Raw genomic sequence first — 13,141 nt, forward strand, 5'->3', positions numbered from 1 at the left:
CGACGCGCAGCAGATTTTGAACCGGTTCTTAGCTGACCTGAGGCAATACGCCGCGTTCATCGCGCCTTTACAGTACCTCCAGGGTTTTCTCTGGAGGTTCCCATGCTGACTACTGCCATCTTTCCATCCCGTTATGTGCAGGGCCGCGGTGCGCTCGAGCAACTCGGTGTCGAACTGTCGCGCTTCGGCGGCAAGGCGTTGGCGTTGCTCGACCCCTTCGCCGACGATCATCTGGGCGATCTGCTGGAAAAGACCTGCGCTGGTCATCTCGATTGTCAGCGCGTGCGTTTTGCCGGTGAGTGCAGTGACGAGGAAATCGCCCGGCTGGTAGCGTTGGCGCAACAGGGCAAACCCGAGGTGATCCTCGGCATGGGCGGCGGCAAGGCGCTGGACACTGCCAAGGCCCTCGCCCATGAGCTGGGTCTGCCCGTAGCGGTGGCGCCGACTCTGGCCTCCAGCGATGCGCCGTGCAGCGCGCTGTCGGTGATCTACACCGCCGAGGGCGCCTTCAAGCGTTATCTGGTGCTACCGCGTAACCCGGATCTGGTGCTGGTTGACAGCCAGGTGATCGCCCAGGCGCCGGTGCGCTTCCTGGTTTCCGGTATGGGCGATGCCCTGGCTACCTGGTTCGAGGCCGAGGATTGCCGCATCAGTGGCGCCGCGAACATGACCGGCCGCCAGGGGCCGCGTACGGCCCATGCGCTGGCGCGCTTCTGCTACGACACGTTGCTGGAGTACGGGCCCCTGGCACTGCAGGCTTGTCGCCAGCAGGTGGTGACGCCCGCGCTGGAGCATGTCATCGAGGCCAATACGCTGCTTTCCGGCCTGGGTTTCGAGAGTGGCGGCCTGGCCGCTGCCCACGCGATTCACAATGGCTTCACGGCCCTTGAAGGTACGCATGCCTACTGGCATGGCGAGAAAGTCACCTTCGGCGTGCTGAGCATGCTGATGTTGCGCGATAGCGCGCCGGCGCTGATCGATGAGGTCTACGATTTCTGCCTCGCCGTTGGCCTGCCGGTCACGCTGGCCGACATCGGCCTGCCCGAGGTCAGCGATGCCGACCTGTTGCGCGTCGCCGAGCTCGCCTGTGCAGCGGGTGAAAGTATCCACAACGAACCCTTCGCGGTGGATGCAGCAAGCGTGCTCGCTGCCATGCGCACCGCCGATGCGCAAGGGTATCGGTGCAAGGCGCTGCTACGCTAGGTTTGATCGGTGGCGATGTACTCGCGGCGCCGGGCCGGTTGTGGACGATAGTCGCGAGGGTCAATGGCGAAACTATCCAGGCGCGAGCGCAAGGTAGTGGGCTTGAGATCAAGGAGGCGAGCCGCGCCTTGAGCGCCGGCTATCTTGCCGGCACAGGCGCTGAGCGCGGTGATCAGGTTGTCGCGCGTTTGTCGGCGTAGCTCGCCTTGTGTGAGGATGCGCGTGTCCTGTTCTCTCGGCGGGGGCCCCGGTAGCTCATCCGGACTTTCGCTGGGCAGATCCAGGCGTAAGCGCGTGCCGGGTGAGATGATCACGGCGCGCTCGATCAGATTCTCCAACTCACGGATGTTGCCCGGCCAGGAGTAGGCCTGCAGGTGCTGGATATCGGCCAGACGCAGGCTGGGCTGCGGACGATTCAACTGACGGCAGACGCGCTCGAGAAAATGTTGCGCCAGGGGCGGGATATCCTCCGGGCGTTGACGCAGCGGTGCCGACTCGATGGGAAAGACATTCAGGCGAAAGTACAGGTCTTCGCGGAAACGCCCGGCGCGCACCTCCTGGCGCAGGTCGCGGTTGGTGGCGGCGATCACCCGTACGTCGACCTGACGCGTGCGCGTATCGCCGACCCGTTCCAGTTGCTGTTCCTGCAGTACGCGCAGCAGCTTGCTTTGCAGCTCCAGAGGGATTTCGCCGACTTCGTCGAGAAACAGCGTGCCGCCATCGGCCAGTTCGAAACGCCCGACCCGATCGTTCAGCGCGCCGGTGAAGGCGCCGCGGATATGGCCGAAGAACTCGCTCTCGAACAGCTCGCGTGGCACTGCGGCGCAGTTCACCCGAATCAGTGGCCGACGGCTGCGGCCACTGTTGTCGTGGATGGCGCGGGCGATCAGTTCCTTGCCGGTGCCCGATTCGCCGGTGATCAGCACGTTGGCGCCGGTGGGGGCGACCAGCTCGATCTGGTGGATCACCTGCTGCATCGCTGCGCTGCGCCCAACCAGATCGTGCTGGGCGTATTCGCCACGAATCTCTTCCTGCAGGTAGGCGTTCTCCAGCTCCAGGCGCTGCTTGAGCTGTTGCACCTCGCTCAGCGCCTGGCGCAGCCTGCGCTCGGTCTCCAGACGCTCGCTGATGTCGCGGAACACCACCACCGCACCGACCAGTTCGCCGTCGTCGCGTAGCGGCGTGCTGGTGTATTCCACCGGGATCGGTTTGCCGTCCTTGTTCCAGAACACCTCGTCCGCCACCTGATGCACCTCGCCGTCGTTGAACGCGGCGTAGATGGGGCAGGTGTGGCCGTCGTAGGCGCTGCCATCCGGATGGTGGTGGTGGATGAGATCGTGAATGTTGTGGCCGATCAGGTCTTCGCCGCGCCAGCCGAGAATACGTTCGGCGGCGGGATTGACGAAGGTGGTTTCGCCGTCACGGTTGACGCCGTAGATGCCCTCGCCGGCAGCGCCGAGGATCAGATGGTTCTGCCGTTCGAACTGGCGGAAGATGCGTTCGACCCCCTGCCACTCCAGCAAGCCCTGGCGCTGATAACGTTCGGCTTCGGCCAGCCCGCGCAGGGCGTCGAGCCGACGGCGTTCCTGAATCAGCAGGCCGAGCAGGGTGGCGCCATCATGCTGCAGACGGCTCCCACTGATTTCCACCTCCAATCGTTCGCCATCCCGGCGCAGCAGGCCCAGGCCGTCGCGCCAGGCATGGCCGCGTACCTGCACCTCCTCGGTGAAGGTCACCAGAGAGCCCAGGTCGTGAGCCCAGAGGCGGCTGGCGCGTTGCGTGAGCAACGCGTTCATCGGCCAGCCGAGCAACTCGCTGCAGGCAGGGTTGGCATGCAGGATGCGATCGCTCGTCGGGTCGATGACCAGGCTGGCGCTTTGCATATGGCGCAGCAGCAATGTGCTCGCCGTGGTTGGGTCGGGCATGGTGGTGTCCGTATGGCTTTACCTTGCTCAGGTTCTATCAAGGGTCGTGCCATTTGACGAATAGTCGTTTTTTGCTGTGACGAAATATCGTTTATTACGATATTTCGTTATTTTTAAAACCTATAAAAATTATTATTTATCAATCTCTTATGTGATTATTCGAGCTGGTACAGCTCCTGCAATAGCTGATATGAACCTGCCGCCAATGGCCCAGCCCAGTCAGTGCCCGCCTCACCAATTTGGGGCAGGCCATCGCAGGAGTGATCACGATGAGCGTCAACAGCCTGGACGATCCATTCAGCCCCGACAGCGAGCTGTCCCACGCCGCCGGGTGTGCCTGTCAGCGCTGCACGCCCAGTGCCAGCGCGCTGCCTTCGAGCAGCGAGGAAATGCTCGATCGCGCCGTGGAGAATGCCATCGTGCGTGGCATGTTCGGCCATGACGAGTGCTCCCGGCGCAGTTTCATGGGGCTGATCGGCGGCGGCGTCGCGGCGGCGATCCTTGGCAGCCTGATCCCGCTGGATGCGGTCAAGGCCGCGGTCAAGGACAGCCTCGGCCCGCTGGAGAAAACGCGCCTGAAGATCGGCTTCGTGCCCATTACCTGCGCCACGCCGATCATCATGGCCGAGCCGATGGGCTTCTACGCCAAGTACGGGCTGGACGTGGAAACGGTGAAGACCGCGGGCTGGGCCGTGGCGCGCGACAAGTCGCTGGCCGGCGAGTACGACGCCTCGCACATGCTCTCGCCGATGCCGCTGGCCATCACTCTTGGCCTGGGTTCGACGCAGACGCCTTTCGTCATGCCGGCGCTGGAGAACATCAACGGCCAGGCCATCGTGCTGGGCATGCAGCATCAGGACAAGCGCGATCCGAAGCTGTGGAAGGGCATGCGTTTCGGTGTGCCGTTCGAGTACTCGATGCACAACTTCCTGCTGCGCTATTACGTCGCCGAGCATGGCCTGGATCCGGATCGCGACATCCAGATCCGCGTGGTGCCGCCACCGGAGATGGTCGCCAACCTGCGTGCCGGCAACCTCGACGGTTTCCTCTCGCCGGATCCGTTCAACCAGCGCGCGGTGTGGGAGAAGGTCGGCTTCATCCATCTGCTGACCAAGGAGCTGTGGCCGGGCCACCCGTGCTGCGCCTTCGCCTGCAGCCAGCGCTTCGCCAGCGAGAATCCCAATACCTATGGCGCGCTGCTGCATGCGCTGATCGACGCCACGCAGTATTCCTCCAAGGCCGAGAATCGCAAGGAAGTGGCCGAGGCGATCTCTACCCGTAATTACCTCAACCAGCCGGTGCCGGTGGTGCAGCAGGTGCTCAGCGGACGCTACGCCGATGGCCTGGGCAATATCCATGACGAGCCGCAGCGTATCGACTTCGACCCCTTCCCCTGGCAGTCGATGGCGGTGTGGATTCTCACCCAGATGAAGCGCTGGGGTTACCTGCAGGGTGATGTCGATTACCGCAACATCGCCGAGCGGGTATTCCTCGCGGCCGATGCCGGCAAGGTGATGAGCGACCTCGGTCTGCCGGTGCCGGCGGATGCCTACAAGTCCTTCAGCGTGATGGGCAAGCCGTTCGATCCGGCAGACCCGGAAGGTTACCTGGCCAGCTTTGCCATGCGGAGGTCGTGATGAAAGCGTCCATTTCCCTGCGCGCGGCGATTCTCTCTGCACTGCTGCTGGTACTGCTGCTCGCCGTCTGGGAGGTGCTCTGCCGGGCGCCGGCTAGCGTGGCGGTGAGCGCCGATGACGAATACGCCATGCTGATGGGCGAGGCCGAGCAGGAAGCGCGGGTGCCGCCGCCTTCGGTGGTGCTGGCGCATGCCTATGCCGAGTTGAGTCAGCCGTTCTATGACAACGGGCCGAACGACAAGGGCATCGGCATCCAGCTCGCGCATTCGCTGTACCGGGTGCTGACCGGCTATCTGCTGGCGGCGCTGGTGGCGATTCCGGTCGGCTTCGTCATCGGCATGTCGCCACTGATGTATCGCGCGCTCAATCCCTTCATCCAGATCCTGCGACCGATCTCGCCGCTGGCCTGGATGCCGCTGGCGCTGTTCGTGATCAAGGATTCGCAGACCTCGGCGATCTTCGTGATCTTCATCTGCTCGGTATGGCCGATGCTGCTCAACACCGCGTTCGGTGTCGCCGGTGTACGCCGTGACTGGATCAACGTCGCCCGCACCCATGAACTGGGGCCGCTGCGCACCGCGTTCAGCGTGATCCTGCCCGCCGCGCTGCCGACCATCCTCACCGGCATGCGTATCTCGGTGGGCATCGCCTGGTTGGTGATCGTCGCCGCCGAGATGCTCGTCGGTGGCACCGGCATCGGTTACTACGTGTGGAACGAGTGGAACAACCTGAACCTGGCCAGCGTGATCTTCTCGATCCTGATGATCGGCGTGGTCGGCATGCTGCTCGACCTTCTGCTGGGCAGCGTCGCCCGTCTCGTCAGCTATCAGGAGTGATGTCATGTCCCGCTATTTTCTCGATGCCCGCCGCCTGGCCAAGCGTTTCCCGCAGCCCGGCAGCGAGCCGCTGACGGTATTCGAAGACGTCAGCTTCGGTCTCGATCAGGGTGAGTTCGTCTGCATCATCGGCCATTCCGGTTGCGGCAAATCCACCATCCTCAATGCGTTGGCCGGGCTGGACAGCTTCAGCGAAGGCACGCTGGAGATGGCCGGCAAGGAAGTCGCCGGCCCCAGCCTCGAACGCGGTGTGGTGTTCCAGAACTACAGCCTGCTGCCCTGGCTCAGTGCGCTGGAGAACGTCGAGTTCGGCGTACGCGCGCGCTTTCCCGGCTGGTCGAAGGAACAGCGCCGTGCGCACAGCCGCAAGTACCTGGAAATGGTCGGTCTGGGCGGCTCCGAGGCGCGTAAGCCGGCGCAGCTGTCCGGCGGCATGCGCCAGCGCGTGAGCATTGCCCGCGCCTTCGCCACCCAGCCGCAACTGTTGCTGCTCGACGAACCCTTCGGTGCGCTGGATGCCCTGACCCGCGGGGTGATCCAGGACGAGCTGCTCAAGATCTGGAGCGCCACCAAGCAGACGGTGTTCATGATCACCCATGACGTCGACGAGGCGATTCTGCTCTCCGACCGCATCCTGCTGATGACCAACGGCCCGCAGGCGCGCATCGCCGAATCGGTGCGCATCGACCTGCCACGGCCACGCCAGCGCGACCAGGTCATCCACCACCCGGCGTACTACCGCATCCGCAACCACCTGGTGGATTTTCTGGTGAACCGCTCGCACGAGCTGCGCGGGCGCACTGTCGCCGACGAGCAGGGCTTTCCGCCCGAGATCAACCCCGCCCTGGACGAGCCGGCCGCTGCCGCCAGGGTTGTACCACTGACCCCCGTGAAGGAGCTTCACCATGGATAAGCAACAGATGCGCACCACCATCACCGCCGCCAGGGAACGCCTTGGCCTGGACTGGGCGGCTCTCGGCCAGGGTATCGGCATGTCGCCGGTGTGGACGACCTCGGCTTGCCTGGGCATGAACAGCATGCCCAAGGCCCAGGCCGACGCTCTGTGTGAAATGCTCGAGCTGCCCGAGGAGGTCTCCGCCGCGCTGCAGGCCTTCCCGCACAAGCATTGGGACAAGGCCATCCCCACCGATCCGCTGATCTATCGCTTCTACGAGATGATCAACGTCTACGGCGAGACCATCAAGGAACTGATCCACGAGGAGTTCGGCGACGGCATCATGAGCGCCATCGACTTCAGCATGGACATTTCCCGCGTCGCCGACCCGAAGGGCGACCGTGTGCAGATCGTCCTCAACGGTAAGTTTCTACCCTACAGAAGCTGGTGACAGAGTCGCGGCATATCGTCGCGATGGACGAAAGGCACGGCACTCGCCGTGCCTTTTTTTTTGCGCTCTGCGAGAATGCCCGCACTTTTTTATCGATTACTTGTGTTCGGGAACCGCCATGACTGCCCTGAAGAACGACCGTTTCCTGCGTGCCCTGCTCAAGCAACCCGTCGACGTCACGCCGGTGTGGATGATGCGTCAGGCCGGTCGTTATCTGCCGGAGTATCGGGCCAGTCGCGCCAGGGCCGGTGACTTCATGGGCCTGATGATGAACCCCGAGTTCGCCTGCGAAGTCACCCTGCAGCCGCTGGATCGTTATCCGCAGCTGGACGCGGCGATCCTGTTCTCCGACATCCTCACCATTCCCCATGCCATGGGCCAGGGGCTGTATTTCGAGACCGGCGAGGGGCCGCGCTTTCGCAAGGTGATCAGCAACGCCGCGGATGTCGACGCGCTACCGATCCCCGATCCGGAAAAGGATCTCGGTTACGTGATGGATGCGGTACGTACCATCAAGTCGGCACTGGGTGGCCGGGTGCCGCTGATCGGTTTCTCGGGCAGCCCGTGGACGCTGGCGACCTATATGGTCGAGGGCGGCTCGTCGAAAGACTTCCGCAAAATCAAGGCCATGCTCTACGACAACCCGCAGGCCATGCACGCGCTGCTCGACAAGCTGGCGCAGTCGGTCACGGCCTATCTCAACGGGCAGATTCGCGCGGGCGCGCAAGCAGTGCAGATCTTCGACACCTGGGGCGGCAACCTGTCGTCAGCGGCTTACCAGACGTTCTCCCTGGCTTACATGCAGAAGATCGTCGACGGCCTGATCCGCGAGCATGACGGGCGCAAGATCCCGGTGATCCTGTTCACCAAGAATGGCGGGTTGTGGCTGGAGTCGATGGCGGCTACCGGTGCCGACGCGCTGGGGCTGGACTGGAGCTGTGACATCGGCGAAGCGCGCAGCCGCGTCGGCGCCCAGGTGGCGCTGCAAGGCAACATGGATCCCACGGTGCTGTATGCCAAGCCTGCGGCGATTCGCGCCGAGGTCGCGCGCATTCTCGCCAGTTACGGCACTGGCAGCGGTCACGTGTTCAACCTGGGGCACGGCATCACCCCGGAAGTCGATCCGGCCCATGCCGGCGCCTTCCTCGAGGCCGTGCACGAGCTGTCGGCGGCGTATCACCGCTGACCGTTCGAGAGGGGGCGCTTGCATGTCCTTCGATACCGGTATCTTCATCGCGCTTCTGGCCTTGCTGGTTTCCTGCGTCAGCATGGGAGTCAGCCTATACAACGTCGTGCGGGATCGGGCTCGGATAAAGGCCTATTCGTCCATCTACTACGACCACTCCCGAAGCCTGGAGCCCGATCCAAGCCTGCGTATTCGTGTCGTCAATGTAGGAAGGCGGCCGGTGATGCTCGCCTACCTGGTGAAGTCAAGCCGAGAGGGGGAGTGGGCCAGCACATTGCGGCCGATACAACCGCCTGAGGAGAGTGGAGGTCAGCTTGGCGTGTGGATCGATAAGGCTATGCTGGCTCAGCATTCCGCCCTGCGTCTTGCCGAAGGAGAGGTATTCGAGATGCTGATCCATCGGGAAGATTATGGTTTCCACTTATGCAATTGCTCTGGAGATAGTGTGCTGGAAGCCGAGAAGCTCTATGTCGAGGATGTCCAGGGGCGCCGCTATTTCGTCAAGGGTTCCAGGAAGAACATTGCGCGGTTGATCTCGTAGTCGGATTTGGCCGATTCCCAGCCGAGATCCCGATCTTTTCGCAAGTCCATTGGCTTGACCCATGCCGTCCACTTTCCTTCCAACCACAACGTTCTGTCATGGTAACGCTCCTGGTTCTGGTGGTGCGCCACGCTGATGATCGTGGTGTTCGGCCAGCAGCAGGCAGAGGTTGTCTTCGTTGGCGTTGTCCAGTGCCAAGGTGGCTTCGTCGAGGAACCGGTAGTCGGGGCGGTGCAGCAGCAGGTGGGCGAAGGCCAGGCGTTGCTGTTCGCCGGGGCGGCAGGCGTTTTCCCAGTGGTCGCTGTGCGCCAGTTTGCCGGCAGCCGTGCAGTCGCACCTGCTCCAGCGCTTCGGTGCAACGCTGGTCGTTGAAGGCATCCCTCGGCGGCGGGGTAGCAGAGTGCGCCTCGCATGCGCCGCTAAGGCTGCTCGCTCACAGGGCGGCAGGTCTGCTGTCTGCCCGGGGCTGGCGTAGGCGTACGCTGATCAGGGTGTCGTCTTCACCGTGCTCGAACTGAGCGTCCTTTGGCTTGGGCTTGCCCTTGAACAGTGACGGGTTGCTGGAAAACCCGACTGGCTCGAGGGGAATTCCTCGTGGGCTGAGGTCGAGGCGACCGTTACCGTTGCTGTCCTGAAACAATTGCAGGGCGAAGCGTCCGGGCGGCACGTCCTTGAGGATCAGTTGCTCCCCTTCGCCCTGCAGCTCACGCAGCATCGGCTCCCAGCTTTCCTGATCGGCGGCCACCAAGGCCAGGTACAGCGTGGCGGCGCTCTGGTTGTCCTCCACGCGTATCAGCAGATCGCCCGCCTGTGCCGATAAAGACCCGAGCAGGAGAACCACTACGCAGACCGTACAGCCTTTGGTTACGATTTGAAGAATTCTCTGTGGCATAATCCGCCCATTTTGCAGGGATTCGCTTTAAATGCGTCAGGTTCTAGTCGTTCACTTCTCACAGACTGGCCAATTGAACCGCCTGGTGCAATCGGTCTGTGCGCCCCTGCAGGCGAGTGACGGCATCCAGGTGGATTTCCTGGCGCTGGAGCCGGCCAAGCCTTTTCCCTTTCCGTGGCCCTTTCTCGGCTTCTTCCGGATCTTCCCGGAAACCGTGCTGATGCAGCCGCAGCCCCTGTTGCCGCTGGCAATCGATGCCGACAAGGATTACGACCTGGTGATTCTCGCCTATCAGGTGTGGTTTCTGTCGCCGTCGTTGCCGTTCACCAGTTTTCTCGCGACGCCCGAGGCCGCGCGGCTGTTGCAGGATACGCCCGTGGTGACCCTGATCGGCTGCCGCAATATGTGGCTGATGGCCCAGGAAAAGGTCAAGACGCGCCTGCAGGCGTTGGGCGCAAAACTGGTCGACAATGTGGTGCTGACCGATGCCTGCGGCACGGCGGCGAGTTTCCTGGCCACTCCGTTGTGGATGTTCACCGGTCGACAGAAACCTTACAGCTGGGTGCCGCGCGCCGGTATCGACGAGACGGAAATGGCCGATGCCAGCCGCTTCGGCGATGCCATGGCGCGCCGCCTGCTGGCTGACGAGCAGCCCATCGAGCAGCCGATGCTCAGCGGCCTGGGTGCGGTGAAGGTGGATGAAAAGCTGATCGCCAGCGAAAAGGTCGGCAATCGCAGCTTCACCCTGTGGAGCCGGCTGCTTTCCGCCCTCGGCCCGCAGCAGAGCAAGCGCCGTGGCGCCGGGCTGGTGGTGTACATCGTGTTCCTGATCTGCCTGATTCTGACCGTGGTGCCGATCAGTGCCCTGTTGAAAAAAGTGTTGGCCCCGCTGTTCAAGGCGCGAATCCAGCGTGAAAAGGCCTACTTCGCCGGCCCGTCCGGCGAGTGAAGTGGTTCGAGGTAATTCCGTGGTAACCCCCGTATTCATCAACCGCATCAGTGCTTGCCTGCCCCATGACCCGGTCGACAACGAGCAAATGGAAGCTCGTCTCGGCATGGTCGGTGGCAAGCCGTCGCGCGCGCGCAAGCTGGTTTTGCGCCGTAACGGCATCCAGCAGCGCCACTACGTCATCGACCCACGCAGCGGCGAGCCGAGCATGAGCAATGCGCAGCTCAGCGCCGAGGCGATTCGTGGGCTGGCAGGCGCGGGCTTCGCGCTGGACAGCCTGGATTGCCTGGTCGCCAGCACCTCCTCGCCCGACCAGATGATGCCCGGCCACGGCGTGATGGTGCACGGCGAACTGGGCAACCCGCCTTGCGAGGTGGTGACCACGGCGGGCATCTGCCTGTGCGGGATGACCGCGCTGAAGTACGCCTGGATGAGCGTGGCCAGTGGCGAAAGCCGCAACGCCGTGGCTTGCGGCTCCGAAGTGGCGTCGACGCTGATGCAGGCGCGCAACTTCAATGCCGAGTATGAGAGCCGCGTCGACGAGCTGGAGACGCATCCGGAAATCGCCTTCGAGAAGGATTTCCTGCGCTGGATGCTGTCTGACGGCGCTGGCGCCGTGCTGTTGCAGGATCGTCCCAACACCAGCGGGTTGAGCCTGCGCATCGACTGGCTGGATATCCTCTCGTTCGCCGACCGGATGCCGGCCTGCATGTACGCCGGCGCCGATATGCAAGACGGCAGCCTGCGTGGCTGGAGCCGTTACGACGCCGATGAGCGCGCGCGGCAGTCGGTAATGGCGATCAAGCAGGACGTCAAACTGCTCAACGAAAACATCGTCAAGTACACCGTGGAAGAGGCGCTGCGGCGGATCATGACGCGCCGTGAGCTGCGCGTGGCGGATATCGACTGGTTCCTGCCGCATTACTCTTCGGAATTCTTCCGCGAACGCCTGGCCGTGGGCCTGGCCAATGTCGACCTGCCGATTCCCACTGAGCGCTGGTTCACCAACCTGACCAGCAAGGGCAACACCGGCGCGGCGTCGATCTTCATCATCCTCGACGAGCTGTTCAACGGCGGGCGCCTGCGCAGCGGCCAGAAGCTGCTGTGCTACGTGCCGGAAAGCGGGCGTTTCTCCAGTGCCTTCATGCATCTCACGGTGGTCGGCCATGAAGCTTGACGAGGTTCCTCAGGATCACAGCTCCACCTATGGCGGCCACAGCAAACTGGTCTATGCCGTGGATGCCAGCGGCCATTACCAGGGTACCCAGAGCGATGGCTGGGAGCCCGAAGCCTATGCCACGCAGCTGGCGGTGGCCGAGCTCGAGGCCCAGGCGGCCGAGGCCGAAGCGGCCTGGCGTCGCGGCGAGCTGTCGCCGCTGAAACACCTGATGTACCACTACCGCATGGATGAGCCGGCGCTGGCGCAGATAGCCGGGCTCTGGCAATGGCGCGTGCGCCGGCATTTTCGTCCGGAGATCTACCGGCGCCTGAGCACCGCGCTGCTGGCTCGTTATGCCGAAGCCTTCGGCCTGTCCGTCGACGAGTTGCGTCGCTACCAGAGAGAACTGCCATGAGCGCGTTCGAGCACCGCCAGAGCGCCCACTGCGAAAGCGGCGTCATGGCCAGCCTGCTGACCCATGCCGGCCTGCCGATGAGTGAGCCCATGGCGTTCGGCCTGGCATCCGGCCTGGCTTTTGCCTACCTGCCGATCGTCAAGCTCGGCGGCATGCCGCTGATTGCCTACCGCATGCCGCCCCGTCACCTGATCAAGACCCTGAGCAAGCGTCTGGGCGTGCGCCTGACCAGTCGTACCTTCTCCAATCCCGAGCAAGGGCGCGTTGCCCTGGACGCTGCGCTCGACAGTGGCCGTCTGGCCGGTTTGCAAAGCTCGGTGTTCTGGCTGCCGTATTTCCCACCAGAGATGCGCTTTCACTTCAATGCCCACAACCTGCTGGCCTATGGGCGCGAGGGTAACGAATACTTGCTCAGCGATCCGGTGTTCGAGACGCCGGTGCGTTGCGCTGCCGAGGATCTGCAGAAGGCGCGTTTCGCCAAGGGTGCACTGGCGGCCAAGGGACTGATGTATTACCTGGACGATGTGTCGCCCGATCAGGATTGGGAGCGGCTGATTCGCAAGAGTGTGTTGTCCACCTCGCGCATTCTCGATGGCATGCCATTGCCGTGGATCGGCATTCGCGGCATCGGGCACCTGGCCAAGCGCGTCGAGGCGCTCGATCCGGCGCAGGCCAAGTACAATCGTTTGTACCTCACCCATATCGTGCGCATGCAGGAAGAAATCGGCACCGGTGGCGCGGGCTTCCGCTTCATGTACGCGAGCTTTCTGCAAGAGGCCGGCGAGAAGATCGGTGATGCCACGCTGCAAGAGGCCTCGGTGCGCATGACTGCGGTGGGCGATGACTGGCGCCAGTTCGCCTCGGCGTGCGTGCGGGCCAGCCGTAGCAAAGGAGAAGCGCCGGATTTCAGGCCGATCGCCGACAGGCTGCGCGGCATTGCCAGCCAGGAACGTGTCTTGATGAAAGAACTCGGGGCCTGGGCCAGGCGCAAGGGTTGAGCCAGGGCTGCAGTAAGGCGTAAGCGGACGTAGGGTGGATGACGCTCTTTTCAT

The 13,141-nt window shown here is 63.3% G+C and carries 14 protein-coding genes; 11 read left to right on the top strand and 3 right to left on the bottom strand.

Annotation, left to right across the window (positions count from 1 at the left end; genetic code table 11):
• Positions 1-102: 102 nt before the first annotated feature.
• The gene (locus DNK10_RS09430; RefSeq protein WP_131191353.1) at positions 103-1,203 is read left to right on the top strand and encodes a glycerol dehydrogenase; all 1,101 of its coding nucleotides are present in this window, start codon (positions 103-105) and stop codon (positions 1,201-1,203) included.
• Here DNK10_RS09430 and DNK10_RS09435 read toward each other — a convergent pair.
• Positions 1,200-3,128 carry a sigma 54-interacting transcriptional regulator gene (locus DNK10_RS09435; protein ID WP_131191354.1) on the bottom strand — a complete coding sequence of 643 codons (1,929 nt, stop codon included), beginning with the start codon at positions 3,126-3,128 and terminating at the stop codon, positions 1,200-1,202. The two genes, DNK10_RS09430 and DNK10_RS09435, sit on opposite strands and share 4 nt — an antisense overlap.
• Before the next feature lie 269 nt (positions 3,129-3,397).
• Here DNK10_RS09435 and DNK10_RS09440 point away from each other — a divergent pair, with 269 nt between their 5' ends.
• The 6 genes from DNK10_RS09440 to DNK10_RS09465 all read left to right on the top strand — a co-directional run bounded on the left by DNK10_RS09440 (position 3,398) and on the right by DNK10_RS09465 (position 8,674).
• Positions 3,398-4,765: a CmpA/NrtA family ABC transporter substrate-binding protein gene (locus DNK10_RS09440; RefSeq protein ID WP_131191355.1), complete on the top strand. Its 1,368-nt coding sequence runs from the start codon at positions 3,398-3,400 to the stop codon at positions 4,763-4,765.
• Positions 4,765-5,601 (top strand): nitrate ABC transporter permease, encoded by an 837-nt coding sequence (ntrB, locus tag DNK10_RS09445; RefSeq protein WP_131191356.1) that lies wholly within the window; start codon positions 4,765-4,767, stop codon positions 5,599-5,601. Before DNK10_RS09440 ends, ntrB begins: the two co-directional genes overlap by 1 nt.
• Positions 5,602-5,605: 4 nt before the next feature.
• A complete protein-coding gene (locus DNK10_RS09450) occupies positions 5,606-6,514 on the top strand; it encodes an ABC transporter ATP-binding protein (RefSeq protein WP_131191357.1) in 909 nt (302 codons plus the stop codon).
• Positions 6,507-6,947, top strand: a complete 441-nt coding sequence (gene cynS, locus DNK10_RS09455; RefSeq protein ID WP_131191358.1) for a cyanase — start codon at positions 6,507-6,509, stop codon at positions 6,945-6,947. The genes DNK10_RS09450 and cynS overlap by 8 nt, the downstream gene beginning before the upstream one ends.
• A 118-nt stretch (positions 6,948-7,065) precedes the next feature.
• Positions 7,066-8,133 (top strand): uroporphyrinogen decarboxylase, encoded by a 1,068-nt coding sequence (gene hemE / locus DNK10_RS09460; protein ID WP_131191359.1) that lies wholly within the window; start codon positions 7,066-7,068, stop codon positions 8,131-8,133.
• A gap of 22 nt (positions 8,134-8,155) precedes the next feature.
• On the top strand, positions 8,156-8,674 hold the full coding sequence (locus DNK10_RS09465; protein ID WP_131191360.1) for a hypothetical protein: 519 nt from the start codon (positions 8,156-8,158) through the stop codon (positions 8,672-8,674).
• Positions 8,675-8,770: 96 nt separating this feature from the next.
• Here DNK10_RS09465 and DNK10_RS09470 read toward each other — a convergent pair whose 3' ends face one another.
• Positions 8,771-9,052: a hypothetical protein gene (locus tag DNK10_RS09470; RefSeq protein ID WP_131191361.1), complete on the bottom strand. Its 282-nt coding sequence runs from the start codon at positions 9,050-9,052 to the stop codon at positions 8,771-8,773.
• Positions 9,053-9,107: 55 nt separating this feature from the next.
• Positions 9,108-9,515, bottom strand: coding sequence for a DUF2141 domain-containing protein (locus DNK10_RS09475; RefSeq protein ID WP_131191362.1), 408 nt, complete (start codon positions 9,513-9,515; stop codon positions 9,108-9,110).
• 82 nt (positions 9,516-9,597) lie between these two features.
• On the opposite strand from DNK10_RS09475, the gene DNK10_RS09480 reads away from it, so the two are divergent.
• Genes DNK10_RS09480 through darH form a run of 4 tightly spaced genes read left to right on the top strand, consistent with a single transcriptional unit; the run spans position 9,598 to position 13,087 of the window.
• A complete protein-coding gene (locus DNK10_RS09480; RefSeq protein ID WP_131191363.1) occupies positions 9,598-10,515 on the top strand; it encodes a dialkylrecorsinol condensing enzyme in 918 nt (305 codons plus the stop codon).
• A gap of 19 nt (positions 10,516-10,534) precedes the next feature.
• Positions 10,535-11,692, top strand: coding sequence for a beta-ketoacyl-ACP synthase III (locus DNK10_RS09485; protein WP_131191364.1), 1,158 nt, complete (start codon positions 10,535-10,537; stop codon positions 11,690-11,692).
• A complete protein-coding gene (locus DNK10_RS09490; RefSeq protein ID WP_131191365.1) occupies positions 11,682-12,089 on the top strand; it encodes a DarG family dialkylresorcinol biosynthesis protein in 408 nt (135 codons plus the stop codon). The genes DNK10_RS09485 and DNK10_RS09490 overlap by 11 nt, the downstream gene beginning before the upstream one ends.
• A complete protein-coding gene (gene darH / locus DNK10_RS09495) occupies positions 12,086-13,087 on the top strand; it encodes a BtrH-related acyltransferase DarH (RefSeq protein ID WP_131191366.1) in 1,002 nt (333 codons plus the stop codon). Before DNK10_RS09490 ends, darH begins: the two co-directional genes overlap by 4 nt.
• The last annotated feature ends 54 nt before the right edge of the window (positions 13,088-13,141 follow it).

The sequence above is a fragment of the Phytopseudomonas daroniae genome, assembly GCF_004327275.1.
Classification (GTDB): Bacteria; Pseudomonadota; Gammaproteobacteria; order Pseudomonadales; family Pseudomonadaceae; genus Aquipseudomonas; species Aquipseudomonas daroniae.

Bases quoted from the DNA above. Each gene is read 5' to 3' on its own strand.
- DNK10_RS09430 (WP_131191353.1), top strand. From the start codon at position 103: ATGCTGACTACTGCCATCTTTCCATCCCGTTATGTGCAGGGCCGCGGT.
- DNK10_RS09435 (WP_131191354.1), bottom strand. From the start codon at position 3,128: ATGCCCGACCCAACCACGGCGAGCACATTGCTGCTGCGCCATATGCAA.
- DNK10_RS09440 (WP_131191355.1), top strand. From the start codon at position 3,398: ATGAGCGTCAACAGCCTGGACGATCCATTCAGCCCCGACAGCGAGCTG.
- ntrB (WP_131191356.1), top strand. From the start codon at position 4,765: ATGAAAGCGTCCATTTCCCTGCGCGCGGCGATTCTCTCTGCACTGCTG.
- DNK10_RS09450 (WP_131191357.1), top strand. From the start codon at position 5,606: ATGTCCCGCTATTTTCTCGATGCCCGCCGCCTGGCCAAGCGTTTCCCG.
- cynS (WP_131191358.1), top strand. From the start codon at position 6,507: ATGGATAAGCAACAGATGCGCACCACCATCACCGCCGCCAGGGAACGC.
- hemE (WP_131191359.1), top strand. From the start codon at position 7,066: ATGACTGCCCTGAAGAACGACCGTTTCCTGCGTGCCCTGCTCAAGCAA.
- DNK10_RS09465 (WP_131191360.1), top strand. From the start codon at position 8,156: ATGTCCTTCGATACCGGTATCTTCATCGCGCTTCTGGCCTTGCTGGTT.
- DNK10_RS09470 (WP_131191361.1), bottom strand. From the start codon at position 9,052: ATGCCTTCAACGACCAGCGTTGCACCGAAGCGCTGGAGCAGGTGCGAC.
- DNK10_RS09480 (WP_131191363.1), top strand. From the start codon at position 9,598: ATGCGTCAGGTTCTAGTCGTTCACTTCTCACAGACTGGCCAATTGAAC.
- DNK10_RS09490 (WP_131191365.1), top strand. From the start codon at position 11,682: ATGAAGCTTGACGAGGTTCCTCAGGATCACAGCTCCACCTATGGCGGC.
- darH (WP_131191366.1), top strand. From the start codon at position 12,086: ATGAGCGCGTTCGAGCACCGCCAGAGCGCCCACTGCGAAAGCGGCGTC.